Source organism: Hyphomicrobium sp. 2TAF46 (assembly GCF_052114865.1).
Taxonomy (GTDB): Bacteria; Pseudomonadota; Alphaproteobacteria; order Rhizobiales; family Hyphomicrobiaceae; genus Hyphomicrobium_B.
In genome coordinates, this window is sequence record NZ_JBFRFO010000006.1 from 14,564 (window position 1) to 40,049 (window position 25,486).

22 protein-coding genes and 1 tRNA gene are annotated in these 25,486 nt (G+C 59.1%); 12 read left to right on the forward strand and 11 right to left on the reverse strand.

Going from position 1 to position 25,486, the window contains the following annotated elements; translation table 11 throughout:
- Window positions 1-49 precede the first annotated feature (49 nt).
- From AB4Z24_RS13285 to AB4Z24_RS13310, 6 genes are all read left to right on the forward strand, one after another.
- A complete protein-coding gene (locus AB4Z24_RS13285) occupies window positions 50-1,759 on the forward strand; it encodes an APC family permease (protein WP_441708849.1) in 1,710 nt (569 codons plus the stop codon).
- A 328-nt stretch (window positions 1,760-2,087) separates the two neighbouring features.
- Window positions 2,088-3,056: an ABC transporter substrate-binding protein gene (locus AB4Z24_RS13290; RefSeq protein WP_441708851.1), complete on the forward strand. Its 969-nt coding sequence runs from the start codon at window positions 2,088-2,090 to the stop codon at window positions 3,054-3,056.
- Window positions 3,057-3,176: 120 nt separating this feature from the next.
- Window positions 3,177-4,265 carry a quaternary amine ABC transporter ATP-binding protein gene (locus tag AB4Z24_RS13295; protein WP_441708853.1) on the forward strand — a complete coding sequence of 363 codons (1,089 nt, stop codon included), beginning with the start codon at window positions 3,177-3,179 and terminating at the stop codon, window positions 4,263-4,265.
- Complete coding sequence (locus AB4Z24_RS13300; RefSeq protein WP_441708854.1) at window positions 4,262-6,241, forward strand: ABC transporter permease; 1,980 nt, start codon at window positions 4,262-4,264, stop codon at window positions 6,239-6,241. The genes AB4Z24_RS13295 and AB4Z24_RS13300 overlap by 4 nt, the downstream gene beginning before the upstream one ends.
- A gap of 241 nt (window positions 6,242-6,482) precedes the next feature.
- Complete coding sequence (locus tag AB4Z24_RS13305) at window positions 6,483-6,887, forward strand: DUF302 domain-containing protein (protein WP_441708856.1); 405 nt, start codon at window positions 6,483-6,485, stop codon at window positions 6,885-6,887.
- 106 nt (window positions 6,888-6,993) lie between these two features.
- Complete coding sequence (locus AB4Z24_RS13310; RefSeq protein WP_441708859.1) at window positions 6,994-7,521, forward strand: Dps family protein; 528 nt, start codon at window positions 6,994-6,996, stop codon at window positions 7,519-7,521.
- 83 nt (window positions 7,522-7,604) lie between these two features.
- On the opposite strand, the gene AB4Z24_RS13315 is transcribed toward AB4Z24_RS13310, so the two are convergent.
- The 4 genes from AB4Z24_RS13315 to wrbA all read right to left on the reverse strand — a co-directional run bounded on the left by AB4Z24_RS13315 (window position 7,605) and on the right by wrbA (window position 10,519).
- Window positions 7,605-8,207 (reverse strand): flavin reductase family protein, encoded by a 603-nt coding sequence (locus AB4Z24_RS13315; RefSeq protein ID WP_441708861.1) that lies wholly within the window; start codon window positions 8,205-8,207, stop codon window positions 7,605-7,607.
- A 1-nt stretch (window position 8,208) separates the two neighbouring features.
- Window positions 8,209-8,856 (reverse strand): alpha/beta hydrolase, encoded by a 648-nt coding sequence (locus tag AB4Z24_RS13320; RefSeq protein ID WP_441708863.1) that lies wholly within the window; start codon window positions 8,854-8,856, stop codon window positions 8,209-8,211.
- Window positions 8,853-9,788 (reverse strand): ring-cleaving dioxygenase, encoded by a 936-nt coding sequence (locus tag AB4Z24_RS13325; protein ID WP_441708865.1) that lies wholly within the window; start codon window positions 9,786-9,788, stop codon window positions 8,853-8,855. The genes AB4Z24_RS13320 and AB4Z24_RS13325 overlap by 4 nt, the downstream gene beginning before the upstream one ends.
- Window positions 9,789-9,919: 131 nt before the next feature.
- Window positions 9,920-10,519: an NAD(P)H:quinone oxidoreductase gene (gene wrbA, locus AB4Z24_RS13330; RefSeq protein ID WP_441708866.1), complete on the reverse strand. Its 600-nt coding sequence runs from the start codon at window positions 10,517-10,519 to the stop codon at window positions 9,920-9,922.
- Between the two features lie 127 nt (window positions 10,520-10,646).
- On the opposite strand from wrbA, the gene AB4Z24_RS13335 reads away from it, so the two are divergent.
- Window positions 10,647-11,564 carry a LysR family transcriptional regulator gene (locus AB4Z24_RS13335; protein ID WP_441708868.1) on the forward strand — a complete coding sequence of 306 codons (918 nt, stop codon included), beginning with the start codon at window positions 10,647-10,649 and terminating at the stop codon, window positions 11,562-11,564.
- Window positions 11,565-11,579: 15 nt separating this feature from the next.
- On the opposite strand, the gene cobF is transcribed toward AB4Z24_RS13335, so the two are convergent.
- Complete coding sequence (cobF, locus tag AB4Z24_RS13340) at window positions 11,580-12,344, reverse strand: precorrin-6A synthase (deacetylating) (protein WP_441708870.1); 765 nt, start codon at window positions 12,342-12,344, stop codon at window positions 11,580-11,582.
- A 159-nt stretch (window positions 12,345-12,503) separates the two neighbouring features.
- Here cobF and AB4Z24_RS13345 point away from each other — a divergent pair, with 159 nt between their 5' ends.
- The gene (locus AB4Z24_RS13345) at window positions 12,504-13,913 is read left to right on the forward strand and encodes a DUF6513 domain-containing protein (protein ID WP_441708872.1); all 1,410 of its coding nucleotides are present in this window, start codon (window positions 12,504-12,506) and stop codon (window positions 13,911-13,913) included.
- A 97-nt stretch (window positions 13,914-14,010) separates the two neighbouring features.
- On the opposite strand, the gene AB4Z24_RS13350 is transcribed toward AB4Z24_RS13345, so the two are convergent.
- Window positions 14,011-15,066 carry an NAD(P)-dependent alcohol dehydrogenase gene (locus AB4Z24_RS13350; RefSeq protein WP_441708874.1) on the reverse strand — a complete coding sequence of 352 codons (1,056 nt, stop codon included), beginning with the start codon at window positions 15,064-15,066 and terminating at the stop codon, window positions 14,011-14,013.
- A gap of 602 nt (window positions 15,067-15,668) precedes the next feature.
- On the opposite strand from AB4Z24_RS13350, the gene AB4Z24_RS13355 reads away from it, so the two are divergent.
- Both AB4Z24_RS13355 and AB4Z24_RS13360 read left to right on the forward strand, forming a co-directional pair.
- A complete protein-coding gene (locus tag AB4Z24_RS13355) occupies window positions 15,669-16,049 on the forward strand; it encodes a hypothetical protein (RefSeq protein WP_441708875.1) in 381 nt (126 codons plus the stop codon).
- Between the two features lie 238 nt (window positions 16,050-16,287).
- Window positions 16,288-16,364 (forward strand) — tRNA-Met (locus AB4Z24_RS13360).
- Between the two features lie 361 nt (window positions 16,365-16,725).
- Here the strand turns inward: AB4Z24_RS13360 and AB4Z24_RS13365 are convergent.
- Window positions 16,726-18,066 carry a type II toxin-antitoxin system HipA family toxin gene (locus tag AB4Z24_RS13365; protein WP_441708877.1) on the reverse strand — a complete coding sequence of 447 codons (1,341 nt, stop codon included), beginning with the start codon at window positions 18,064-18,066 and terminating at the stop codon, window positions 16,726-16,728.
- A complete protein-coding gene (locus tag AB4Z24_RS13370; RefSeq protein ID WP_441708879.1) occupies window positions 18,063-18,437 on the reverse strand; it encodes a helix-turn-helix domain-containing protein in 375 nt (124 codons plus the stop codon). Before AB4Z24_RS13370 ends, AB4Z24_RS13365 begins: the two co-directional genes overlap by 4 nt.
- Before the next feature lie 157 nt (window positions 18,438-18,594).
- On the opposite strand from AB4Z24_RS13370, the gene AB4Z24_RS13375 reads away from it, so the two are divergent.
- Window positions 18,595-19,134: a hypothetical protein gene (locus AB4Z24_RS13375; protein WP_441708880.1), complete on the forward strand. Its 540-nt coding sequence runs from the start codon at window positions 18,595-18,597 to the stop codon at window positions 19,132-19,134.
- Here the strand turns inward: AB4Z24_RS13375 and AB4Z24_RS13380 are convergent.
- Genes AB4Z24_RS13380 through AB4Z24_RS13390 form a run of 3 tightly spaced genes read right to left on the reverse strand, consistent with a single transcriptional unit; the run spans window position 19,127 to window position 21,525 of the window.
- The gene (locus AB4Z24_RS13380) at window positions 19,127-20,980 is read right to left on the reverse strand and encodes a type IV secretory system conjugative DNA transfer family protein (protein ID WP_441708882.1); all 1,854 of its coding nucleotides are present in this window, start codon (window positions 20,978-20,980) and stop codon (window positions 19,127-19,129) included. The genes AB4Z24_RS13375 and AB4Z24_RS13380 overlap by 8 nt on opposite strands.
- Before the next feature lie 43 nt (window positions 20,981-21,023).
- Entirely contained in the window at window positions 21,024-21,236 is a 213-nt protein-coding gene (locus AB4Z24_RS13385) for a conjugal transfer protein TraD (RefSeq protein ID WP_441708884.1), read from the reverse strand.
- 19 nt (window positions 21,237-21,255) lie between these two features.
- The gene (locus AB4Z24_RS13390; protein WP_441708886.1) at window positions 21,256-21,525 is read right to left on the reverse strand and encodes a TraC family protein; all 270 of its coding nucleotides are present in this window, start codon (window positions 21,523-21,525) and stop codon (window positions 21,256-21,258) included.
- Between the two features lie 202 nt (window positions 21,526-21,727).
- Here AB4Z24_RS13390 and traA point away from each other — a divergent pair, with 202 nt between their 5' ends.
- Window positions 21,728-25,312: a Ti-type conjugative transfer relaxase TraA gene (gene traA / locus AB4Z24_RS13395; RefSeq protein ID WP_441708888.1), complete on the forward strand. Its 3,585-nt coding sequence runs from the start codon at window positions 21,728-21,730 to the stop codon at window positions 25,310-25,312.
- Window positions 25,313-25,486 lie beyond the last annotated feature (174 nt).

Consider the following 25,486-nt stretch of genomic DNA (forward strand, 5'->3'; position numbering starts at 1 on the left):
TGGCGTTCCTCGTTTTGCACAACGATAAAAATCAAGATCGGGGATACGCATGACAGCGACTTACGAAAATCGGGCCGGAGGCTTATCCGAAAACACTCTTCATCGCGCAATCGATTGGCGCGGAGCTTTTTGGGTGGCGAGCGGCGTGCCTGCGCTCGTCCTCTTCTCCATCGGCGGCATAGCCGGCACTGCAGGAAAGCTTGCCTTCATCGTCTGGATCCTCTCGATGATCCTGGGCTTCCTGCAATCCTTCACGTATGCCGAAATAGCGGGCCTCTTTCCGAATAAGTCCGGCGGCGCCTCCGTTTATGGCGCGACCGCTTGGCTTCGCTATTCGAGGCTGATCGCGCCGCTCTCGGTCTGGTGCAACTGGTTCGCCTGGTCGCCGGTTCTGTCGCTCGGATGCGCGATCGCGGCGGGATATATCTTGAATGCCGTCGCGCCGATCCCCGTCTTTACCGCCCAATCGCCGGAAGTCGTTGCTTGGCTCGCAGATCCCGCAAATGCCGGAAAGGTAGCCGCGGACGCGATCGCTGCCGTGACCGCGGTTCACACGCCCGCCATTCAATCTTTCAATGCACTGACCGTGGCGGTACCGGGTCTTGGAACGCTGAACTTCAACTCGTCCTTCTTCATCGGCGCCATACTGATGCTGATCGTATTCGCCATCCAGCATCGTGGCATCCTTGGTACGGCGAACGCCCAAAAATATATCGGCCTTCTCGTCATCATCCCGATGTTGATCGTCGGAATAGTGCCCTTGATCAATGGCCAGTTCCACGCGTCGAACGTGGCCGGCCCTTATCTCCCGGGAGCTGACGGAAACGTCGGATGGACGCTCTTTCTCGGCGCGATGTTCATTGCCGCGTGGTCGACCTACGCGTTCGAAACGGCCATCTGCTACACTCGCGAATTCCGTGACCCGCGGACCGACACGTTCAAGGCCATCTTTTATTCAGGACTTCTCTGCCTGCTGCTCTACATCCTCGTACCCTTCACGTTTCAGGGTGTGCTCGGTGTCGATGGCATGAAGGATCCCGGAATTGTCGCCGGCACAGGCGTCGCCGACGCGATGGCCAATATGGTCGCGAGTGGCAACGCCTTCATCAAGCAGGTCTTCGTCGCGCTCATGATCTTGGCGCTCGTGCTCGCGATCATGACGGCGATGGCGGGCTCGTCACGTACGCTCTACCAAGGGTCAGTCGACGGATGGCTGCCGCGCTATCTGAACCATACGAACGAGCACGGTGCGCCGACACGCGCCATGTGGACCGACCTTGTCTTCAACCTCTTTCTGCTCGCAATTGCATCAGACTCCGCCGGCTACTTCTTCATCCTCGCCGTGTCGAACGTCGGCTACATCATCTTCAACTTCTTGAACCTCAATGCGGGCTGGATGCATCGCGTCGATAGCGGTCACATCGAGCGCCCTTATCGCGCGCCGTCGTGGCTGATCGGACTGAATACGGTCCTCGCGTTCGTCAACGCGCTTCTGATGGGCGCAGGAGCGAAAGTCTGGGGCTATTCGAACGCGCTCTTGGTCGGTTTCATCTTCGCTGCGCTCATCATTCCGGTATTCGCCTTCCGGCATTATGTCCAAGACAAAGGGCAGTTCCCGAAAGGCGCGCTCGAGGATTTGGGATTGACGGGGCAAGACCTCGGAGAACGCAAGGCCGGCATACTCCCATACTTGGCGCTGATTGCCGGCCTCGCCGTGGTGCTTATCGCGAATTGGTATTTCCAAATGCCCCCTGCGTAATCGCGCATTCGGGCATCCTGTGCGCTGAGGGGCATGTGCTTCGTCTGGTGCGCAGGTTCGTGACGACGGTTTTCGCAGTTCTTTACCGAAGCAAAACTCACCAAGCTTCGGAACGATGAAGCTCGGAAAAAAATCAAATCTCTCTTCGTCAAACGTTCGATCAATGCGAACGTCGTGCTGCCTAATTAATCTCTGATTGCTCGGAATTTGGCCTTGTACGCATCTTGGAATTAGCAGCATATTTCAACAATTATCACTCACAGGAAAAATCGGGCAATTCCGATTTCCTACTTTGATCGCAACAAAGTTGGCTTGGGGAGGATTACCAATGTACCGTTCCGTCAAAGGTGTTTTGACTGGTGGCGCTTGTGCAGCTTTGCTATCGCTGGCGGGTCTGCCCCAGGCGATGGCGGCTCCTGAATCGAATGATCCAATCAAAATCGCTCTCTTCGATTGGACGAGCGTCAACTTGAACGCCAAGATTCTCGGCGGCATCCTAACAAAGCTCGGCTACAACGTCGAATATCCGACAGCTGATTATCTTTCGAGTCTTACGACGGGCCTCACCAACGGCGATATCGATATCGGTGTCGAGTTCTGGGATACGACGGCTGCCGAGGCCATGAAGGCATCCGACGCGACGGGCCAAACGGAACGCCTCGGCACCCTCGGTCCGAAAGCCAAGGAAGAGTGGTGGTACCCGCTTTACATGAAGGAAAAGTGCCCCGGCCTGCCTGATTGGAAAGCGCTGAAGGATCCGAAGTGCGCGGAGGCATTTTCGACACCTGATACCGCTCCGAAGGGGCGCTATCTCGGTGGACCCGTAACGTGGGAAGGCTTCGATGACGAACGTGTCGAAGCGCTCGGGCTGCCGTTCACAGTCGTGCACGCGGGAACCGACGGCGCGATGTTCGCCGAACTCGATTCAGCCTATCAGCGCAAGGCGCCGATCCTGCTGTGGATCTACTCGCCGCATTGGGCTCCCGCGAAATACCAAGGCGAGTGGGTCCAGTTCCCGGAATACGAACCGGCCTGCTACACGGACCCGAAGTGGGGCGTCAATCCGGATAAGAAATACGATTGCGGCAAGCCGCACGGCGAAATCTGGAAGTACTCCTGGAAGGGCCTAAAGGATAAGTGGCCGGGTGCTTACAAGATCGCCAAGGCCTATACGATCGACGTCAACGAGTTGAACAAGCTGTCGGGCCAAGTCGATCTTGATGGCAAATCGATCGACGATGTTGCCGCTCAATGGGTCAACGCCAACGAGGCGAAGTGGAAGGAATGGGCAAAGTAAGACGCGGACCTTTTCTTTGCAGTACTGATTGAAACAACGAGAACCGGCGGTCATCGCGAAGACTGTCCGGTTCTCTTTGTTTTAGAGCAATCCAATCACGAGCGCATGGGGCCCTCTGGAATGAATAATCAAGCGCCGCTGCGCGATGAAATGAATGCCGTCGCTGACGAGCGGCCGGTGAAGTTACGCTGCAAGGACGTTTGGAAAGTCTTTGGCGCCGGCGCGGAAAAGTTTCTGGCAAGCCGCGACGGCGTGGCGACATCGGAAAGTCTCGCCGAAGCCAAACTCGTCGGCGCCGTCCGGCACGCGTCCATCGAAGTAAAACGCGGCGAGATTTTCATTGTCATGGGCCTTTCGGGCTCCGGCAAGTCTACGCTCGTGCGTTGTCTTTCGCGGCTTATCGAGCCGACGTGGGGGAGTGTCGAGCTGGACGGCATGGATCTCCTTAAGGCAAAGCCTGACGAGTTGATCGAAATCCGCCGCCATCGCATGGGCATGGTGTTTCAGCACTTCGCGCTGTTGCCGCATCTGACGGTGCTCGAAAACATCGCCTTCCCGCTGTCGGTACAGGGCGTCGACCGCAAATCGCGCGAGGAGCGCGCGCGGAAGGTGATCGAGCTCGTTGGCCTCAGCGGGCGCGAACAGTTCTATCCGCGTGAGCTGTCGGGCGGCCAGCAGCAGCGCGTGGGCATTGCGCGAAGCCTAGCCGTAGAGCCGGAAATCTGGTTTCTCGACGAGCCGTTCTCCGCGCTCGATCCACTTATCCGCCGCGAAATGCAAACCGAGCTCGTTCGCTTGCAGAACGTGCTGAAGAAGACGATCGTCTTCATCACGCACGACTTCGACGAGGCGATCCGCCTGGCCGACCGTATCGCCATCATGAAGGACGGCGAGATCATCCAGACCGGCACGCCGGAAGAACTCGTGCTGCATCCGGCGACGGATTATGTCGCCGAGTTCACGCGGGATGTACAGCGTTCCAAGGTCATGTCGGCGGCACGCCTCATGCGGCCGGTAACGTCCTCCGCCGATTACGGCGGAACGGTGCAGGCGACAGATAAAATCGCGACGTTCTCGGCCCGGATCGTCGGCTGCCGGAAAAGCTTTCTTGTCACGGCCGCCGACGGCAAGCCGCTTGGGGAAGTGACGCCGGACGCCGTCATTGATTTGCTTGCCGATCGCGATCCCGTGCGCGAGGCCCGCCTATGACCGTCGCGGACACTCGGACTTCGCCGCGCGCGCCGGCAATTGCGGGTTGGACGCTGATATGGGTCGCAGCCGTCGCCTGCGTCGCCATTCTCTACATGTTGCCTGACGTCGCTCCTTGGGCCGTGAAATATCCGTCCGACGCCATCATTCCCGTTGCCGATTGGATCTCGGCGTTCATGGCGTGGCTGAAAACCAATTTCACATGGCTGACGCGCGGCATAACCGATATCTTCAACGTGCCCCTGCAGTGGGCCATCTCACTCCTCGCGAAAGGTTGGAAATTCGGATACGGGCCAGACGCGCTCGTGCTGCCGCGCCTGTCGTGGATCGGCGTGTGCACCGCGTTCGCTGTCGCAGGGTATGCTTTTGGCGGTATCAGGCTCGCCGCGCTGGCATCAGGCTGCATGATCTACATCGCGCTATTCGGGCAATGGGATAGCGCCATGCTGACGCTCGCTTTGATCGCGATAAGCGTTCCGTTGTGCGTCGTCTTTGGGCTTCTCCTCGGCATTCTCGCTTTCCGCAAGCCATGGATCGATCGCTCCATCATTCAGCCCATGCTCGATCTGATGCAGACGATGCCGACGTTCGCCTATCTCATCCCGATGCTGCTCCTGTTCGGCAACAGCCCGGTTTCCGGAATGCTGGCGACGGCCATATTCGCGATGCCGCCGATGGTGCGTTCAACCGTTCTCGCACTGAAACGCGTACCGCACGAGATTGACGATTTCGGCGAAATGGTGGGCTGCACGCAGCGGCAGAAGTTGCTGAAGGTTTTGCTGCCATCCGGACGCCCGACGCTGATGGTTGGCGTCAATCAGGTGATCATGCTTGCCCTCAACATGGTCATCATATCTTCGATGATCGGCGCTGGCGGATTGGGTTACGACGTTCTGCTCGCCCTGCGCGCTTTGAAAATCGGTCAAGGCATGGAGGCAGGTCTCGCGATCGTCGCGCTTGCCATCGTGCTGGATCGCCTGAGCCAGGCAGCCGCGCGTCAGCGTCCATCAGCGCACGTGCCGGACCAGAATTTTGTGCAACGTTACCCGATGTTGACGGCCGCGATCGCCGTCCTTGCCGGCACAACCTTGTTAAGCCAGTTCGTGCCGGCGTTTGCATCCGTTCCGGCGGCCATCAAGATGTCGACCGCGCCGTGGTGGAAGGCCGTCGTGGACTGGGTGAACATCCACTTCTTCGATGCGATAGAAGCTTTCCGGACGTTCCTGCTGCTCTACATCCTCAATCCGATACGCGATTTCCTCGTCGGCTTTCCTTGGCTCGGAATGGTCTTTCTCGTGGGTCTAGCCGGCTACCGGCTTTCGGGCCCCCGGCTAGCAGCGATCGTCGTCCTCATGACGGCCTTCTGCGCGGCGACGGGACTTTGGGAAAAGTCGATGGCGACGCTCTATCTTTGCGGTGTTTCGGCGCTTGTCGCGGCCCTGTTCGGCATCGCGCTCGGGATCGCAGCGTCGCGAAGCGACCGGTTCGCTGCCTTTCTCATGCCCATTTGCGACACGCTGCAGACGCTTCCGTCGTTCTGCTTCATCATTCCCGTCGTCATGCTCTTCCGCGTCGGCGACGTAACGGCGATGATTGCGACGGTGCTTTTCGCGATCGTCCCCGCAATTCGCTACACCAATCACGGTATCCGGCAGATCCCCGAAAACTTGATCGAGGCTGCTACCGTATCCGGCTGCACGCCACGACAGATGTTCTGGAGAGTTCAGCTGCCGCTAGCGCTGCCCGAAATCATGCTGGGCCTCAATCAGACTGTGCTGCTCGCGCTCAGCATGATCATCATCTGCGCGATGATTGGAACACGTGACCTTGGTCAGGAAGTATTCATTGCCTTGGCGAAGGCTGACGCAGGGCGGGGTCTGACCGCAGGCTTTGCAATTGCCTTCATCGGCATCGTCGCCGACCGGCTCCTGCGGGCATCGACGGATCGACTGCAGGCACGGCTCGGCCTCGTATGAAAGGGGCCGAGCCGCGGGGTCGCGATTATTGAAAACGACGTCCGATGCATACTTATCGATAAATAGTTTCAACCGGAGCCCGCAATCTCGCGCGCCGGAAATCGTCCTGACGATATGATGCCGCCCGCCGGATAACTTTATGATAATTTTCCGGAAGCCCGCTTCGTGTCTATTGGACATGAACGTTCCTCGGAGCTAACAGTGGCGCTCGGCAAAGGGTCAATCGCAACGGTTATGAGCCATGGTTGAAGGCCTAATCACTCAGCGCAGCAATCACCCGGCCAAGAAAACGGCCGACAGGCTAGCCCGAAAAATCACCGGCAAGGGTGCGACCCTCGTAGCTCGCATCGACCATGCGGCCGCCGCCGCAAAGGTCGGATTGGAATTGCGGTCGACGGAGGTTCTGATTTTCGGCAACCCGAATGTCGGTACACATCTTATGCAGCAGGAACAGTTGATCGGCTTGGAGCTTCCGGCCAAGGTTCTTGTTTGGGAGGATGACAAGAACGTCACGTGGTTATCGTATCAGGATATGGAGTGGCTGGCGAACCAGTATGGAATAACGTCTGCCGTTCGGCCGACTGTGGAGAAATTATCGGCTCTGTTAAAGCTCGTCGTCGATGAGGCTGCAGGTAAGGATGATTGATTAAAAAAAATAATCGCCAATTCACGATTCGTGATGAACATTTCAAGAGGTTGCGAATTCTTTGGATGAACTCCCCGAAGCAACATAGCGTAAGGAACCGATCGTCATGAAAGCGGATACCGCTAAGGCCCGTCGCAAGCTCCCACTCGATACGCCATCGCACTTTTCCGATAACGCCATCAAAGATATCTCCGGCGCGCTGTCGGCGCTGCTCGCAGATTTTTTTGCGCTTTATATCAAGACGAAGAACTTTCACTGGCACATGTCCGGCCCGAACTTCCGCGACTATCATCTTCTGCTGGATGAGCAGGGCGAGCAGATTTTTGCTGCAACCGACGACATAGCGGAGCGCGCGCGTAAAATCGGCGGCACGACGATCCGCTCGATCGGGCAGATCAATAGCGAGAAGCGCATTCTCGATAACAATGCCGACTTCGTCACGCCGAACGACATGCTGGCCGAGCTTCGTGACGACAATCTTCAGCTTGTCGATGAGATGCGCCAGGTTCACGATCTATGTGACGAGCACGGCGATGTCGCTACCACCAGTCTTCTGGAGAATTGGATCGACGAAGGCGAACGCCGCGTGTGGTTCCTATTCGAAGCAACGCGGAATATCCCTCACGAAGCCTGAGACTTTAAGTCGGAGATTGACCTAAGCTTTTGTGGCGCCGGGCTCGTCTCTCGGCGCCTCTTGCGTTTCTGATGAACTGCCGGTCAAGGCCTGGCGATCTCAAACATATCGCCCGTTCCCGTATACCAGCCGCGGCCGTGCATGCGTCCGATGAGATCGAGCGCGAGCGTATCGACATAGAATTTCTCGGGATCCAGAATGAACGCATCATCGACGTGAGCCTGCACGACCTCGCCGAGTGCAATCAGCTGATTGGAAATCACGATGGGCGTATGTAATCGGCATTCGAACGCCACGGGGCTTGTTGCGATCTGCTCCGGCTGAACCTTAAGCGACGGACGTGTCTCGAGCTTGGCAAGCGCCAGTTCATCAACGTCCGGCGGCACGTCGCCCGACGTAAGGTTCATCGAGTGCGAGGCGGAACGCGGTACTAGGTTGACGACGAATTCGCGCGTATCGAGGATGTTGCGCGCAGTATCCTTCATGCCGCCACCGGCCTCAGGCGTGATGCCGAGCGCAAGTAACGGCGGATCTTTGCTGAGTGCGTTGAAAAAGCTGAACGGCGCCGCATTGCGGACGCCGTTCTTCGAAATTGTCGTTACCCAGGCGATGGGCCGCGGTACGATCGTGCTCGTCAGGATCTTATAACGATCGTCCGCGGCCAGCTTCTCGAAGTCGAATTCCATTTCATGTCCTGCTTTCCGGCGCTCTGATGCCGCTCAGGATCTTTTTAACGTGATCGACTTCGTCCTGCACGATGGTGTGCCCCATCCCAGGATAGATCTTTTCTGTCACATCGCCGCCGAGCTTGCGGAGCACGTCCGTGGATTCATGCACCCGCGCGAGCGGAATATGTGAATCGACATCGCTGCAGCCGAGAAACACCGGCGTACCCGCAAGCGAGCCTGGATAGTTCCGTGGCGTGCCCTCAGGCCCGATGAGGCCGCCGCTCAGTGCGATCACGCCTCCGAAGCGGCGAGCATTGCGAGCGGCGAACTCGAGCGCGAGACACGCGCCCTGCGAAAATCCCAAAAGCACGATGCGTTCCGAAGGCACCCCTTCCCGCTCAAGGTCCTCGACCACGCCGGACAACGTTTGAAGCGCGTTGGTGAGGTACGGTTCGTTACGGGAAATAGGGCTCATGAATGAGTACGGATACCAACTTCCCGATTGAGCCTCCGGTGCGATGTAGGCGACGTCACGCGCATCGAACGCACCTGCGAGTTCGAGAATGCTTCGCGCACTCGCGCCGCGCCCATGAACCATGATCATCGCCGCACGGGCGGCACCGATGGGTGCGCCCGCGCCAATGACTTCCGTCGTAAGTGTCGTCATGCTGCTCGTCCCAATGGTTGCAAGACGGCTTCGATTTCATTCCGCCGGCCTTCGAGGAATGCCGGCAGCTTCAGCGATTGACCGAGAGAAGCCAGCGGTTCATCGATGGCAAATCCCGGTTGGTCGGTCGCGATCTCGAAGAGCACGCCGCCCGGCTCGCGGAAATAGATCGACCGGAAGTAGTCGCGGTTGACCTGCTCCGTGGTCCGGATGCGATGGGTCTCGACGAGCTTCTTGCGCATCTCAGCCTGCACGTCATCGGTCGCAGCGCGGAACGCCACGTGATGCACCGAGCCTCGGCCCAGCTGTCCGGCGAGGAAGCCCTTGGCTTCGCGGATCTCGACGACGCCTCCGGCAACCGCACCGTTCGCGACGAACTGTTTGGTCGGTCCTTCGCTGCCGGCCTCGGTAAATCCGAAGACGTCGGTCAGGATCGCACCGGTTCGCGTCGCGTCCTCGAGAAGAAGACTGATGCCATAGAAGCCGCGCAGCGCGTGTTCAGCCGGAACGTTGCCGCCCTGCCAAGCCGCTTCTGCCTCCGCGCCGGGAACACCGACGAGAGCGAGCGTCATGCCATCCGGATCGCGGAATGCGAGAACCGAACGTCCGAAGCGCTTTTCGATTGCCTCATGCTCAACACCTTTCTCGACGAAGCGATGTGCCCAGTAGCCGATCGCGCTCTCGGGAACGCGAAACATCGTCTGCTGCGCGAACCCGACGCCGTTCCGTCCGCGCGGGGCATCATCCCACGGGAAGAAAGTGAGGATCGTCCCGGGATTCCCCGCCTCGTCGCCGAAATAGAAGTGGTAGGTGCCGGGATCGTCGAAGTTCACCGTTTTCTTGACCAGCCTCAGGCCAAGAACATTGGTGTAGAAATCCAGATTGCGGGATGCGTTGCCAGCAATCGCTGTAATGTGATGAATGCCAGACATGGCTTCTCCTTTCTCGTTCGCACGAGATTTCGCTGTGTTGCTTCTCAATGTGGTTAGTGACACCGGCCCTTCAATTGGCGGCCGATGGAATGAGACCGTCGCCGTTTTGGCGACGATCCGTTGCCGGAGCGTCAGCCTTTGAGCCGTGCCGCGATCTGAGCGACGTGACGGCCCTGGAAGCGTGCAGCCGCCAATTCATTCTCCGAAGGCTGCCGTGAACCATCGCCGTCGGCGATCGTCGACGCGCCATAAGGCGAGCCGCCGGCGATTTCCTTCACGCCCATCTGCCCCTGGAACGAGTAGGGGAGTCCGACGATCACCATGCCCTGGTGCAGCAGCACGGTATGCGTCGATAAGATCGTGCTTTCCTGGCCGCCATGCTGAGTGGCTGTCGACGTGAAGACGCTGCCGACCTTGCCGATCAGCTTGCCGGACAACCAGAGGCCGCCTGTCTGATCGAGAAAGTTCTTCATCTGTGCCGGCATGTTTCCAAACCGCGTCGGAACACCGATGATGATGGCGTCATAGTCAGCGAGCTCATTGACCGTGGCGATGGGTGCCGCCTGATCAAGCTTGAAGTGCATCTTCTGGGCGACCTCTTCAGGTACCAGCTCCGGCACGCGCTTGATCGTTGCTTCGGCCCCGGCTTCGCGAACGCCTTCCGCGACGGCCTCGGACATCTTCTCGATGTGTCCGTAGCTTGAGTAATAAAGAACCAGAACCTTGCTCATGAGTGCCTACCCCTTTGAATGCTGCTGTAAGCGACCCTTGGCGCCGCCGACCTCCAACACATGACGCGTTGACACGAATTCCTCAATCCGCCAATATTTGCGCAGTCTGGTTCCAATTTGGATACAAATGGACAAGCTCGCTGCCATGAACGCGCTGGTGAAGGTGGTTGCGAGCGGCAGCTACGCCGAGGCAGCGCGCCGGCTCGGTCTGACGAGGTCGGCCGTCAGCAAGGCCGTCATGGAGTTGGAGGAGAGCCTCGGCGCACGCCTTCTGGATCGCACGACGCGCCGCGTCACGCCGACGGAAGCGGGCCTCGCCTATTATGAGCGGTGCCTCGCAATTCTGGCGCAGGTGGAGGAAACGGAGGCTCAGGTCTCCCGGTTACACGACGAGCCCAAAGGCACGCTGAGGGTCAACGCGCCGATGTCGTTCGGCACGCTCTATCTCGGCAACGCCATTGCCGACCTGATGATCCGCTACAGCGACCTGAAGGTCGAACTGACGTTGACCGACAGATTGATCGACCCGCTGGAAGAAGGCGCCGACGTGACGGTGCGGATAGGCACGCCTACCGACTCGAGCTTGATCGCGCGCCGCATCGCGCCTGCGCGCATCGTTCTCGTGGCATCGCCCGATTACATCGAGAAGCATGGGGAACCGGAATCGCCGGGAGATCTGGTTGAGCATCGCTGTCTGAGCTACGGCCATACGACATCGTTGCAGCGTTGGCATCTGACGGAAAACGGCGAGTCCGTTTCCGTCTCGATTGCGTCGTGTATGTCGTCGAACAATGGCGACGTCTTGCGCGAGGCGGCCGTGAAAGGCATCGGCATCGCGATGCTTCCCACGTTCATCGTCGGCAACGATATCGCAGCCGGCAGGTTGAAGCTCGTCCTTCCGAACAATCGTCCGCCCGATTTGACGATCCATGCTCTCTATGCGCCAAATCGATATCTCGCGGCGAAAACCCGCGTCTTTATAGATTTTCTGGTCGATTGCTTCGGAAAGAAGCCGCCATGGGACGACTGGGATAGGAAAGGCTGAAGGCGGACCGACCTGCTATCTCCGTGGCTTTCGCCGTAAGAGATAGGTATCCATGATCCAACCCTTCCGCTTTCGCTCTTCGCCGCGCGCCGCTTCGATGGCCTCGACGCACTCCGAGAGTTTTCCGGAAATCAGGATTTGATCCGGCGTGCCGAGATAAGCGCCCCAGAAAATTTCGGCGTCTTCATCGACCCAAGCGCGAAGACCGGATCCGTTATCTAGCATGACCACAGCCGTATCGATGCTTTCCGGCAGACCTTCCAACAGCCGCCTGCCGGTCGTGATATGAACGGGTTCGCCGATCGGATTGAGCGCAATCTTGTGTTCCGCGGCAAGCGCCTGGACGCTCGTGATACCTGGAATGATCCGGTATTCGAACGCGAGCGCGCCTTCAGCGATGATGTGCTCTATGACCCGTATGGTACTATCGTAGAGCGAGGGGTCGCCCCAAACGAGGAACGCGCCGACTTCGCCATCCGCAAGCTGATTGGCGATGAGATCGGAGAAGATCTTCGCCTTGTCGCGGTGCCACGCATGGACGCCTGACTTGTAGTCGGGCGTGCTCGCATCCCGTACCGGACCCGGAACCTCGACAATTCGGTAGGACTTGTCCTCTATGAAGCGCTCGCAAATGGTTCGCCTCAGATTGATGAGGTCCTCCTTCTCCTGTCCCTTGTCGAGAAAGAAGAACACATCGGCCTCGTTCAGCGCCTTGACGGCCTGTATCGTGACGTAATCCGGATTGCCGGCGCCGATACCTATGAGAAGAACCGTCTTCATGGCACACATCTCCATCCTGAGGCACGACGAAAACCGTAAATCCGGTGACTTGTCGATGGGTCACCTTGGGAAGCAGATGGGGCAACGTGGGGAGATTGCGCCGCGCCGCGTTCGATGCCAATTCATGCATGAGGCATTCGCAAAGGGAAATGCAACCCGATGGCCAAGCGCGTCGTATTGGTAACCGGATCGCTGGCCGAGCCGCGGGTAAAGCGTATCGCCGGCGAGCTTAACGACGCCGAGCTTGAACCGATCGTCGCCAGCGTCGGCGTCAAGGTTGCCGCACTGATGACGACAGATATCGTCGAGCGGCGGCTCAAGCTGCCGGAGGGAGCTGACCGGGTCATCATGCCCGGAAGGTTTCGCGGTGACCTCGAACGCCTTTCGGACTTCTTCGGCACGCGCTTTGAGCGGGGGCCCGACGAGATCGCCGATCTGCCGGAGTACCTCGGCCACGTGCGAAAGAAGCCCGACCTCAGCCAGTACAACATGACGATCTTCGCTGAGATCGTCGATGCGACTGCCATGACGATCGATCAGATCATCGAACGCTCGCGCAAGCTGCGAGCGGACGGCGCCGACGTGATCGATCTCGGTTGCTTGCCTGATAGCCCGTTCCCGCACCTTGAGGCGACTATCGAGGCGCTCCATGCGGACGGTGCACGGGTGAGCGTCGACTCCTTCAACTCGGAGGAGCTGTCTCGCGCCACGCGCGCGGGCGGCGATTTTCTCCTGAGCCTGTCGGAGAAGAATATTTCGATCGTCGATGAGGGGCCGGCGGCGCCGGTTCTCGTGTCGGCGGGCGCCGCAGATATGGCTTCGCTCGACCGGGTCATCGACATCATGATCGCAAAGGGGCGGCCCTATTACGCCGATCCGATCCTCGATCCGATCCATTACGGCTTCGCTGCATCGATCGCGCGCTATTACGATTTGCGGATGCGCCGGCCGGATATTCCGATCCTCATGGGCATCGGCAACCTCACGGAGCTAACCGACGCCGATACGACGGGCATCAACGCTCTGTTGATGGGGATTTGCTCGGAGCTCAACATCACAGCAGTGCTGGCCGTGCAGGTGAGCCCGCACTGCCGTACGGCGATCAAGGAGTTCGAGTACGCGCGGCGCGAATACTATGCGGCGAAGCAGGCAAATGCGCTGCCGCAAGGCTTCGGAGGCGGTCTCATGGCGCTGCGCGACCGAAAGGGCTTTGCCTCCACGCCAGAAGAGATCGCAACGCTTGCGAGCCAGATTCGCGATGCGAACTATCGCATCGAGGTCGCGGAAGATGGCGTCCACATTTACAACCGCGACGGCCATCATGTAGGGCAAGATCCGTTCGAGCTGTTCCCGCATATCGACACGCGCGCGGATGCTGGGCACGCGTTCTATCTCGGCGTTGAGACGGCGCGAGCCGAGATCGCGCAAAAGCTCGGCAAGCGCTACGCGCAGGATGAGCCGCTGGAGTTTGGCATCGTCGCCGGCACGAAGGGCTCGGCCGAGGACGCCCACGCGATGAAATTCAAGGAAGCCGGGTCGACGTTTCAGAAGTCATCGAAGACCGAATGAACTTGGGCTGGGTTCGCTCACCGGCGCAAACGTGCTGCGTCGGTGAGGAAAGTCGCTATGGCGTGAATTTGCTTTCATTCGCGCCGAAACGAAGGCCTCAAGTCAGCGTCGCCATGTCGATGACGAAGCGATATTTGACGTCGCTCTTCAACTGACGATCGTAGGCATTGTCGATATCGGCCATCGCGATCATTTCGATATCGCATGTGATGTCCCGCTCGGCGCAGAAATCCAGCATCTCCTGCGTCTCGGCGATGCCGCCGATCAAAGAGCCGCCGATCGATTTCCGCCCGAAAATCAAAGTGCCGACTGACGGAGAAGGATGCGGGTCCTCCGGAACGCCAACGAGCACGAGCGCGCCGTCACGCTTCAGAAGTCTTGTGAAAGCATCGAGATCGTGGGAGGCCGCAACAGTATCCAGGATGAAATTGAAGCTGCCCGCATGTGCATTCATTTCATCGCGATTTTTCGAAACAACGACCTCATCGGCGCCAAGCTCAAGCGCAGCGCTCTTCTTGGACGGCGAAGTGGTGAAGGCAACGACGTGGGCTCCGAGCGCATGCGCAAGTTTCACGCCCATGTGTCCTAGGCCGCCGATGCCGATTATGCCAACCTTCTGGCCCGGTCCAATCTTCCAATGCTTGAGAGGCGACCATGTCGTGATGCCGGCGCAGAGCAACGGCGCCGCCGCGGCGAATTGGTGTTCCTTGTGGCGAATTCGGAGAACGAAGTGTTCATCGACTACGATGTGCTTGGAATAGCCACCGAACGTATTCGGCAGCCCGCCCTTCGCAGCGCCATTATATGTGCCCGTGAAGCCGTTCGGCCCCTCGCAGTACTGTTCGAGATCGTGTTGGCACGGTTCGCACGTGCGGCAGCTCTCGACCATGCAGCCGACCCCGACGATGTCGCCCTCTTTGAACGACTTTACGTCTTTGCCGGTCTTCGTGACGCGGCCAATGATTTCGTGGCCGGGAACGCAAGGATAGAGAATGCCCGGCCATTCACCGCGAGCGGTATGCAGATCGGAATGGCAGACGCCGCAAAAAAGAATATCGAGCGCGACATCCTTCGGGCCGGGTTCTCGCCGCTCGATCGCGATCGGAGCAAGCGGTGCTTTCGCCTTTTGCGCGCCGTAAGCTTTGGTTTGCATGATGGTCCTTCTCTGCTGAATGATCATGGCCAGCGCGAACCTCTGGCCCGAAGTCGCCGTTGTCATCCTGGGCTGTCGGATTGCCGTTTATCGATCGAGAGACGCGCGAGCAAGTCGAATGCGTAAGTGCAGTATTCTTCAACCGCACGACAGCGCGTTCAAACATTGCGCGAAAAGCCACAGCAACTTTTGGCCGGGTTCAAAGTAACGGGAGTTTGGAGATCCGCAGAGCATGCCAGCTTGCTGTGAAGAGGTGGCGCGACTGAAGAAAAGCGGCGTTCGACGATCGCGTATCAAGTCGCGATGAGTCTGATGGAGCAAGTTGCCCTCGACCCGATTCGAAATTCGGGCGCCGTCTCACGTGTTCGCCGTCCCCTGCCATTCCGGCGGCTGAGCCATAATACTGGAATATCGACGCCGGAATCGGGATGCCGTTATTGGTGGATATTCTCGCTGCGGGAAATTTATGGGAATTGGCCGAAATAAGGGATTTCCGATTTCCGGGAATTCGACTTGAGCCAAAAAAGTCGAAAATCCAGAAATATGCGTCAAATTGAACAAAAATTAACGTTTTATTTACCAAAGCGCGGCGGACTCTCTATATGGCCAGAATCACAGACATTGGACTGGATGCGATGGCGTTTTTTAAATCGGTGGCGGTAATCGTCATATCGGCGGTGGCAACGGTGTCAGGCCCCGGCATGAGCTTCGCTCAAGACCTCAGCGAAGCTTCGTTGGCCTCCAGCACGGATTTGCCGAGTGGATACATGAGCCTTGGCGGCCATCTGGGCCGGGCCATTGTCAAGCCCGTCCATGTCAAGAAGGCAGTGGCGCATTTTCGCCCGCAGGTTCGAAAAAATCGCAACACCCCCACTCCCGTCTTCAATCGAACGACGGCCTACAGTCGGGATGTAACCCCGCGCTACCTTGTCTCGATGTCTCTAGACCAGACAGGTTTGAACATCGCAGCCCTCTCGCGCTAGGCCTCCTTATCGCACGTTCACGGGTGGCGCGTCTGCGAAGATGACTGTGCCGCGCGACTGGATGGCCTCGTAAGGCCCCTATTCTCGGCATCTTTGGCGGCTTCCCGGAGAAATCCAAAGATAGGGGTTTCCAGACGAAATTTTTGTGCTATACGGCGCGCTCCGGCCGCTCCGAAACGAGCGGCCTTGTTTATCCCTGAATGACGCGCAAGCCGTACCGGGCCGCGCGTTTTGGTGACGCGGGGTGGAGCAGCCCGGTAGCTCGTCAGGCTCATAACCTGAAGGTCGTTGGTTCAAATCCAGCCCCCGCAACCAATTTTGTAAATAAAATAAATAGCTTATGAATTCAGAAAAAGGCGTTGCCGGACGAATTTTGCCTCTCGGGTAAGCCTCGGGTAAGCCAAAACCAGAGCTCGGAAGAGATTTAGCGATACAAAATATTTTCGGGTAAGCGGCTCGGCGGGTGAGTTCGCCGCTTGCAGATTTTTTTGCATTGAGACCCGCATTGGGGTGCAGAGCGCAGTACAGACCGGCATCCAAGCGGATGGGTTTGATGGTTGCTCTGCCAGTAAACAAACTGTCTCGTCAGATTTGAACTGCAATCCCGCATACATCATACCTGAGATGCCGTTCCTCCAGTCGTTCGCTTGCGAAGCGACTGGTCAGAAGGACATCCTCAAAAGCCGGGCAGGCGCTCCTGATCGGAGCCCATCATTTCTGATCCAAACGTCTCAGCAAGGTCCACGCATCTCGCCAGTAGAAGATCGACAAGCTTCCTGAGATCGGGCGTTACCGATCCTTCCTTCTTGCACTCGGCGAGTAGGCTTCGCGCTTCATTCGGAATGCGTGCAATGAGATCGCGAATGTGCGCTACCGCACGATCCGGATCGTAGCCAACCTTCTTCGCCTGATCTTCCCAGTGGCGTGGCAGAATGCGATTGAAGTGGTAGTATGTATCGATCGACATCGCCATTCGGTCGTCGCGGTTGTTCTTCGAATAAGGGAGCCAGCTCGCAATGTCGTAAAGCGGCGCAAGGCGATACCGGCCTCCCGCGCTCAGCAGCAATCCGTAATTCTTTGCGTGCGCATCGGTGCCACCGATCACAAAATTGAAAGCGCAGGCGCGCATGAACCGGTTACGGTCATCGCCCGGTTTGCCGGACCCTGACAGCAATTCCATGATGGCCTTGATGCCGGGGCCGCCGTCGCGCTGATACTTATTGCGCGGATCGATCTTGAGTGCCTGGCAGCAATCCTCCTGATGCACGCGGTGGATTTCGCCGCCCGGTGCATCAATAGCGAGAACCTTGCGCCCCTGCAGTCTGCGGCGGTCAAAGCGTTCGATCACCACCACCGGAATGTCGCCGAAGACTTCAGTCCAGCACTTTGGCGCAGGAAGCCCCAGGCGCGGCGCTAAGCGGACGCAGAACATCTCGTTTTCGACCTGACCGGCCAGACCCACAATGGGGGGCTTCAGGATATGGGTGGATGGTGTCCGGCCACGCGGTTCGTACCACTTGCCGTTGACCAGATAGAGAGCCTTCTTGCGCTGCGCACCGGCAAGGCTGAACTGACCGCCGCCGGGGGCGAACTGAACGGCCCCTGGATCGCGAACCAACTCGGCGAAACTCTTGGTAAGAACCTCGCGGGAAAGGAGCGTCGTGCCTTCGCGCTTTCTCAAATCGCCGATCTTTTCGAAAGGCACCATCTGGATGGCACCCTGCAGGTCCTCACCGATCTCGGCCAACAGCGCGAAGGGATTGCGCGGGTTGACCCCGAACCGCCGCCCCCAGTTATTGAGCGTGTCGTCGTTGTCCGGGAGCAGGCCCCACATGAACGGCCGGATGGCTTTGTCGTCATGTGCGGCCACCGAGAGCGGCATCGAAATCGACAACGGAATCGCGGTCTTGGACTTGCGATAGCTGTTGTCATAGGCAAAGTGGTACTTGCCTCGTGCATCCTGGTTGATGCTGCCGATTTCGGCTCCGTCGATGAGGACGCGCAAGTCTTTGGTCATGTCCGCTTGCCAGACTTCGGCGTGCCCATACGTGGTGTAGCGAGGCGCGGCTTAACGGAACGAGCCGCAGCAGAACCAATCCGCACTAATCCGGTCTCGGCAATGTCGTCGATGTCGATGGGGCTCGTCACGTCAACCGGCAATCGATCCGGCATGATGTCGTCGCCTGCATAGGCGGCGAGAGTAATCTGGAGTTCGTTCAACACGCGCAAGACCAGATCGAGGCGCGGCGAGGCCTTGCCACGCTCAACCTGGCCCAGCCAAACCCGCGAGACGCCGAGCCGGTCAGCCAGCTGCGCCTGGCTCAAGCCCTGCGTGCGGCGGACGGCCATAATGACGGCACCAAGTTCGCTCGGACGGCGGATCAGCATGGGAGTTCCAAGATAACGATCATTGCCATGCTTGCAATGTAATCGATCGTTGTCTTTGTGGCAATGATAATAATCGTTGTCATTCGGAAAATGACAACGATCGTTTTCCTATGCGCTGTCAGCCTGACTTCCTCACCAGCCCATCGAGTCAATGTCCATGTGGAAACGGAAAGTTCCGCTGTCCCGCCGGCATGGCGCTCTGCACGCGATCACGCCACCGCACGGCGACGCGACAGCAAACCCAGAAGCAAATCGCAGTACACAACATATTGAACAGCTCAGAGAGCACTTAACCGGTTTTGCTAATGCGGGACAAATCTTGGAGGAATTCGATTTCCGGCCGAATTGCAATCAGACTGAGCACAGCATTCAGAAGCCCATTTATGTTTGGACGCAAAACGATGATCCGTTAGCGTCGCCTCACTTTGAGTATTTGGTATCAACCGGGAAGGCGGGATTCTCATGTCTAAGGGTGCGACACATGACATCTCAGTGGGACAAGCTCTGCGCCATTCTCGATCGTGCCGAATCGATGCCTGCGAAGCACAAGGCGGCGTACCTGCAATCCGCACTTGCGGCTCTGGCGTTTGAATCACATGCCAACATCACAACGTCCAAACTCAAATTCATGACATCCAAGATGCAGCCTAAGCCCAATGGCGTAAGGACGGGAAAAAAGCGCAGGTCGCCTACTTGAACTTTACAGTACCTGCGGTAGCTAGCATCTCAGGCCTGCGAAAATAGATCGCCCGACCCATGCGGATCGGCGGATAGCCGCGAATGAGTACGATCTGCTCGTCCGCGCGCAGGCCTTGCACGATCTCGTGCGGCAGGATCAGTGGACGCTTTTGCAGCGAGAACGATTGCGTGCCCTTGCCCGCCGCCGTTGGGCTTAGCGGCCCAAACAGCATCGACGTGCCGTGCGATTGGTTCTTGACCCGGATGGTTGTATCGCCGCAGCGCTCGGAAAGATGCTTGGCGGTTTCCATGGATTTGACGGCGGCATAGCTGACCAGCGACACGCCTTCGAACCAGCTGGTCGCGCCCTCCTTGCCGAAGTGATTTTCAAGCTGGCCGACGCTTTGATAGAGCAGCATCAGCGTGATGCCGTACTTGCGGCCCCGGTCGCGGGCTTCTTCCAGAATGTTCATACGCCCGAGCAGATCGGCTTCGTCGAGACAGAATAAGACACGTTTTGCGTGGCGGCCATTGGCTTGCACCATGGCGCGCATGAGGCTGCCGATGATCACCCGGCCGACAGCCGGATAACTTTTGAGGATTTCGCCGGGGACTTGGATGAAGACATCGAGTTTGCCGCGCGGTAAATCGGCCGCCTCAAACGTCGAACCTGCCACCAGCGCCGCATAGGGCTCCAGCGATAGCCATTGCGTATCCTTGGCTACCGTCGAGGCGATGCCGGTAAAGGTCTGGTCGGCCATGCCGACAAAAGGCGCCAGCGTCTCACGCACCAAGCGGATGGGGCTCTCTGAGACAATGTCTTTGAGCCGTGCCTTGAGGTCGGTCTCGGAGAGTGACGTGAGACTGCGCAGCGCCCGCAGGGTACGGTCGGTCTCATAAGCCTCGCTGGTCAACACGGTCAGCAGCAGGCCGGTCATCAGGTTATGCGCCTGGGCTTGAAAATATTCCGCCGCGCCGCCCTCTTTGCCGGATCCTTCACCGCACAGCAGTTTGGCGAACGCCACCGCATCGGCCGCTTGGTTGGGGCTGTGCAGCAGGGGCGCCAGAACATTGAAACCCTGGATGGTCTCAAGCGGCGCGGTTGGATCAAGAACAACGATGCGTCTGCGCGGTGATACGCGGGCCCTAACCGCTTGCACCAGAGGCGCCACTTCGCCCGCCGGATCGAGCACGACCATGGAGCCCGAGTATTTGAGCGCTGTCGGCACGACGCTTGACGTGGTTTTGAAACCGCCGGAACCCGCAAACATCAGCATGTGGGTCGATTCAAAATTGAGTTTGAAAGTGGCGAGCAGCGCGCGGCCGCCCTCGCCCCATGTCGACCGGTCATTTGGATCAAAGGCCAGCCCGGCAATCGCCCTGTCGAGATCGGGGCGGCTGCATTCGCCGATGACGACTTCGCCGTCGGGCGGCAGGAGCTGGCTAACGTCTTCCAGGCTCATCCATGTTGCGTCACCAAAGCTGCCCTCGGCGATGCCGTGAAAGTCGAGCGTGCCTGCCACCGCGCGCTTTAGCAGCAGCGCGATCAGAACAATGGCCGTCGTACCTCCGGCATAGAGCACCGGATCGACATCGGCGAGCCGCAGAAAGAACCGGCGGTCGGGCGCGGGTGGGGCGATGAACGGGCCGAAACGTGCGGCCACGAGTGCCCACAGCAGCGCAGTGAACAGAAGCCCGGTAAGTCCGGCGACCCGGCGCGGGACAACATCGGCGAAGGTCAGCAGAATACCGACCGTTGGCCCAAGCACCAGCAGGCCAAAAAGCGCCGCCGGGTAAATGTCCGGCGGCGACACGTACGGCGGATAGGCTTGCGGATAGAGGACAAGCAGCGTCAGGGCCGTCACGGCCAGTATAGCCGCCGTGCTGAGAATGATCGCCGTCTCGCGCTTAACTCTCGTCATCAGTCTGGCGTGCTGCGACCGCAAAGGTGCGACCAACCTCGCGCAAGTGCTGTTGCTCACCTGGATCGCGGGCGGCGTCACCGTGCGTAACCAGCAGACCCAACAGCGCCATTGCATCGACATGGCCTAGGCCGGCTTTGATAACTAAACCGCCGAGCTGGATCTTGTGGCGGGTATCGGCTTTGCGTTGATCGGTCATGAGATTGCTGCGCTCCCTCTTAAGACGCTTCAGAGCGCTTTCGAGGCGCAGAACCGGCCGGAATCCCAACCTGAAATCGCTGCGCCACCTCTCTCAACGCGTCTTCAATCGCCGTAACGTCGGCGTCGATGAGATGCAGTCCGGCGCGCTCGCACAAAAGCCCGATGGTCTCACGACGCTTGCGCATCATGGTTGTGCGCTTGGCTTGCAACGCCTCGATTTGTTTGTCGATGCTGGTCAAAACGGCGCTTTGCGCCTTCGCCTTCTTCACCGGATGCGCCTTGGTCATCTGTCCTCATTAAAGTATTCTTAACGCGCACTCAGTTGCACGCAAAACACTCGTCAATCGACGCGACTCAGGATAGGCACATTTCTGACGTGTATTCCATTGCACGTCAAGAAGAGATGTGAGAAAAGTCCGGATGGCGCAATTATGCAATCTTTGGCGATTGCCGTTTGCGGGTGCGCGTTAACAATTTTGACAAGACCCGATGGCCATCGCGCATTTCTCAGCCAGTTTTATCACCGCCGGTCGCAGCCCGGTTGCGGCCGCCGCCTACCGGCATCGCACCGAGATGACCGACCACACCATTGCCGAAACGTGGTCATTCACGCGTGAGACAGATCTGGTGCATGCCGAGATGTCCGTGCCGCTGGATGCACCCCAATGGGTGAAAGACATTGTCTCATCCGACAGCGTTGCTAAGGCGAGCGAGCAGTTATGGAACGCCGTCGCCGCTCAAGAGAAACGCCGCAACGGCCAGTTCGCCCGCGAGTTCGTCATCGCGCTTCCGCTTGAACTGACGCGGGCGCAAAACATTGATCTCGTGCGCGCGTTTATCGGCGCGGAATTCGCTGCCAAGGGCATGATTGCCGACTGGGTCTATCACGACAAACCCGGCAATCCGCACGTTCACGTCATGCACACGTTGCGGGTGATCGGGGTGACCAAGTTCGGTGCCAAGCGCATTCCCTTGCGCGATGAGACAGGCGCAGTCCGCCGTCACAACGGCGTTCCGTTGTATCGCCCGTTGATCGGCACGCGCGAGGATTTTAAAGCGTTGCGGCTGGCCTGGGGCGCGCTTGCCTCCCGGCATCTTGCGCTCGCAGGATATGATGCCATTGTCGAGACCCGCTCGTTTGCGGCGCTTGGTCTGGAGCTACCGCCGTCCAGTCATCGCGGGCCGTCGGTGACGGCGCTGCGCGCCAAAGCCAAACCCTGTGGCGTCGATCTTTTCATCGGCCTCGATACCGATACAACGGCCGCTAAGATCATCGCCAACCCAGCGCTACTGCTCGACGTCATCACCACCAGCAAGGCCACGTTCTCGGCCCGAGATATCGCCCGTGCCGTGCACCGATACAGCACGGACAAGGCCGCGTTTGATGTCATCATGGCAAAGGTCATGGCATCACCGGACTTGGTCACACTCCGGCCCGATATCCACGATCCAGAAACCGGCTTGCGCGTCACGCACGCGGTCTATTCCTCAGCCGCCATGGTCCGGCTCGAAGCCGCCATGATCACTGGCGCGATAAGACTAAAAGAGACGACGCGACATGGTGGTCGGCGGGCGCGCCGCGCGATTGTGGGAAGTGTTGACGGCCGTTCTCCGGTCACGCTCTCAGACGAACAACGCCACGCGGTCGCGCACGTCACCGGGGCCGAAAGAATAGCCGCCGTTGTCGGCATCGCAGGCGCCGGTAAATCCACCATGCTCGACGCCGCCCAGCATGTGTGGACAGCGTCGGGTAAGCGCGTCCTTGGCGCGGCACTGGCGGGCAAAGCTGCCGAGGGTTTGGAGAAAAGTTCCGGAATTCCAAGCCGGACCATTGCAGCCTGGGAATATGCCTGGAGCCAGGGCCGCGATGGTCTCAATCGTGGCGATGTGCTCGTCCTTGATGAGGCTGGCATGGTCTCATCGAAGCAGATGGCAACGCTTGTCGCCGCTGTTGAACGGGCCGGTGCCAAGCTGGTCCTCGTCGGCGACGCCGCCCAGCTGCAACCGATCGAAGCCGGTGCCGCGTTCCGGGCCATCGTCGAGCGGATCGGCGCGGCGGAGTTGACCCAAGTCCGCCGCCAGCGCGACGTCTGGCAGCAGCAGGCAACGCGGGACTTGAGCCGAGGGAACGTCAAGCGCGCGCTTGCCGCCTATCGTGCGAAGGGCGCCATTCGTCAGCCTGCCGCCCGCACTGAAGCCATCGTTGAAATCACGCGCGACTACTTGGCGGCACGCGTCACGCGGCCAGCGTCTCAGACGCTGATCCTGGCCCACAGCAATGCCGAAGTCTTCGCGCTAAACCAGTCCGTGCGTGTGGCGCTGATGGCGCGCGGGGAACTAAACGGCGAGCAATCGTTTGTCACGGCCCGAGGCGTCCGCTCCTTTGCGCCGGGTGACCGGGTTCTCTTTCTCGAAAACCGCCGCTTGCCGTCAGAGTTTCGCGCAAATGATCCCATCGCGGTGAAGAACGGCATGCTCGGAACTGTCATCGCATCCGTCGCAAATGGTCTCACCGTCGCAATTGATGGCGGCGGGACCGTCGCATTCGACGCCGCCACCTACGCCCACATTGACCATGGCTACGCCGCCACCATCCATAAGAGCCAAGGCGTCACGGTTGATCAAACCTTGGTTCTTGCGGCTCCCACCATGGACCGGCATCTCGCCTACGTTGCGCTCTCCCGCCACCGCGAGGCCGTCACCCTCTACGCGCCAATCGAGAGTTTTATTGACCGGCCGCTTGAAGCTGTGTTCAGCCGTTCCGGCGCGAAATCATCGACGCTGGATTACGCAAAGGACGATGTCCTGCGCCTGCGCGGCTTTGAAACGCTCGCCGACATCATCGAAGCGATCCGCGCCTTCGCCGAAACCCAGCGCCAATTGCTTGTCAGCCTGACGCGCCGCCTTGCCGACCGCGCGCCAGACTCTCTGCGCCGCGCCCTCGTCGGCGACCCTTTCCGTACCGTTGCGTCCCCGCGTTCCTTGAAACCTTCGCAAGAGGACCTGATTGCCATGGATACCAAAGATTACATGATCGACTTCAACGCCGAAGCCCGCACCATCCGCTATCCCTACAACGCTGCCGCCAACGAGATCGTCTCACGCTTTGCATCGTGGGATGAAACCGCCGGGGTGTACCGGTTCCGCGATACGACCGACGACCGCGACATGAAAGCCGCCGCTGTCTCTGCTGGCCGCATTATCGCCGAAATGGGCGAAAGCCACGCGCGCGCCGAAAAGATCATCGCCGCCTATCAGCCAGATGATCCGTCGCATTCCGCCGACTTGAAATTGGGCATTCACAACGCCCGTTTGCATTTGACCATTCCGCCCGGCATGGAAGCTGCGCGCATGGCCGCTAAGGAAATGGGCGCGCATTGGGACGCCAAAAACAAGCGCTGGACCGTTGAAGTTGTCGCCAACAGCGTCAACCTCGTCGAAAACGGACTGCCACGTGTGGCTGCCGCCATCCACGCCGCCGAGCACTCGCAAACCTTGGCGAAGACCATCACTGCCAGCGACCCAAGGATCGCCGTCAGTTTCGAGGGCGACACCGTGTTTGTCCGAACGCCCAACATGCCGTCGGCAAACCAGGATCTGAAAGGTGCAGGCTTCACCTGGCGAGACCGGCAATCGGCCTATGGTGTCGTGCCGTTGAGTTCCGAGCATGTGGCGGAGATCGAAATGGCCTTCGCTTCGGTGACGTCGATTTACGACAAAGCCTTGGTGCCGCCGACGGTGGATCGGACCGGCATTGAGCAGCCGCCTAAGGCCGTCGCAGAGGCGCTGAAGTTATCGGAGCCCGATCTCATAGCCCGTTACAGTGCCGAGCCGGCGCTCGCCGCCCAGATCAACCGCTATCTCCGGCACATGGAGGCGGCCGCGCCAGCGGTGCGCGATGCGCTTAGAGCGGGAGACACCAAAACCTTGGTGGCAACGCTCGACATCGAAAAGAGTGCCGCCAAGAAGATTACGGAGTTGCATGGCAAGCTCGATCAGGCGGCAACCAAAGCCCTTGATCAGAGTCTGGCTCTGCAGCAAGCGCAAACACGCCAACCTGCGATGGCCAGATAGTTGTGAAGCCCCACCGGGCGCGACCCAATGCGCCCGGTGGAGCAACGGAACAGTGTCGATAGACAAAGTTATACAGAAGCTGCCGTCGGCGGTGATGCGACTATGGCCGCCAACGAGACTAGCCCAGATGTCTGCTCTCGGGCGTGGAGCAGACGGTTGAGCAAGGCATCGTCG

Excerpts from the sequence above, each read along its gene's own strand:
- AB4Z24_RS13285 (WP_441708849.1), top strand. The coding sequence starts at position 50 with ATGACAGCGACTTACGAAAATCGGGCCGGAGGCTTATCCGAAAACACT.
- AB4Z24_RS13355 (WP_441708875.1), top strand. The coding sequence starts at position 15,669 with ATGGCCAGAATCACAGACATTGGACTGGATGCGATGGCGTTTTTTAAA.
- AB4Z24_RS13305 (WP_441708856.1), top strand. The coding sequence starts at position 6,483 with ATGGTTGAAGGCCTAATCACTCAGCGCAGCAATCACCCGGCCAAGAAA.
- AB4Z24_RS13310 (WP_441708859.1), top strand. The coding sequence starts at position 6,994 with ATGAAAGCGGATACCGCTAAGGCCCGTCGCAAGCTCCCACTCGATACG.
- AB4Z24_RS13290 (WP_441708851.1), top strand. The coding sequence starts at position 2,088 with ATGTACCGTTCCGTCAAAGGTGTTTTGACTGGTGGCGCTTGTGCAGCT.
- AB4Z24_RS13325 (WP_441708865.1), bottom strand. The coding sequence starts at position 9,788 with ATGTCTGGCATTCATCACATTACAGCGATTGCTGGCAACGCATCCCGC.
- AB4Z24_RS13385 (WP_441708884.1), bottom strand. The coding sequence starts at position 21,236 with ATGACCGATCAACGCAAAGCCGATACCCGCCACAAGATCCAGCTCGGC.
- AB4Z24_RS13320 (WP_441708863.1), bottom strand. The coding sequence starts at position 8,856 with ATGACGACACTTACGACGGAAGTCATTGGCGCGGGCGCACCCATCGGT.
- AB4Z24_RS13345 (WP_441708872.1), top strand. The coding sequence starts at position 12,504 with ATGGCCAAGCGCGTCGTATTGGTAACCGGATCGCTGGCCGAGCCGCGG.
- wrbA (WP_441708866.1), bottom strand. The coding sequence starts at position 10,519 with ATGAGCAAGGTTCTGGTTCTTTATTACTCAAGCTACGGACACATCGAG.
- AB4Z24_RS13390 (WP_441708886.1), bottom strand. The coding sequence starts at position 21,525 with ATGACCAAGGCGCATCCGGTGAAGAAGGCGAAGGCGCAAAGCGCCGTT.
- cobF (WP_441708870.1), bottom strand. The coding sequence starts at position 12,344 with ATGAAGACGGTTCTTCTCATAGGTATCGGCGCCGGCAATCCGGATTAC.
- AB4Z24_RS13350 (WP_441708874.1), bottom strand. The coding sequence starts at position 15,066 with ATGCAAACCAAAGCTTACGGCGCGCAAAAGGCGAAAGCACCGCTTGCT.
- AB4Z24_RS13375 (WP_441708880.1), top strand. The coding sequence starts at position 18,595 with ATGTGGAAACGGAAAGTTCCGCTGTCCCGCCGGCATGGCGCTCTGCAC.
- AB4Z24_RS13295 (WP_441708853.1), top strand. The coding sequence starts at position 3,177 with ATGAATAATCAAGCGCCGCTGCGCGATGAAATGAATGCCGTCGCTGAC.
- traA (WP_441708888.1), top strand. The coding sequence starts at position 21,728 with ATGGCCATCGCGCATTTCTCAGCCAGTTTTATCACCGCCGGTCGCAGC.
- AB4Z24_RS13365 (WP_441708877.1), bottom strand. The coding sequence starts at position 18,066 with ATGACCAAAGACTTGCGCGTCCTCATCGACGGAGCCGAAATCGGCAGC.
- AB4Z24_RS13370 (WP_441708879.1), bottom strand. The coding sequence starts at position 18,437 with ATGCTGATCCGCCGTCCGAGCGAACTTGGTGCCGTCATTATGGCCGTC.
- AB4Z24_RS13300 (WP_441708854.1), top strand. The coding sequence starts at position 4,262 with ATGACCGTCGCGGACACTCGGACTTCGCCGCGCGCGCCGGCAATTGCG.
- AB4Z24_RS13315 (WP_441708861.1), bottom strand. The coding sequence starts at position 8,207 with ATGGAATTCGACTTCGAGAAGCTGGCCGCGGACGATCGTTATAAGATC.
- AB4Z24_RS13335 (WP_441708868.1), top strand. The coding sequence starts at position 10,647 with ATGGACAAGCTCGCTGCCATGAACGCGCTGGTGAAGGTGGTTGCGAGC.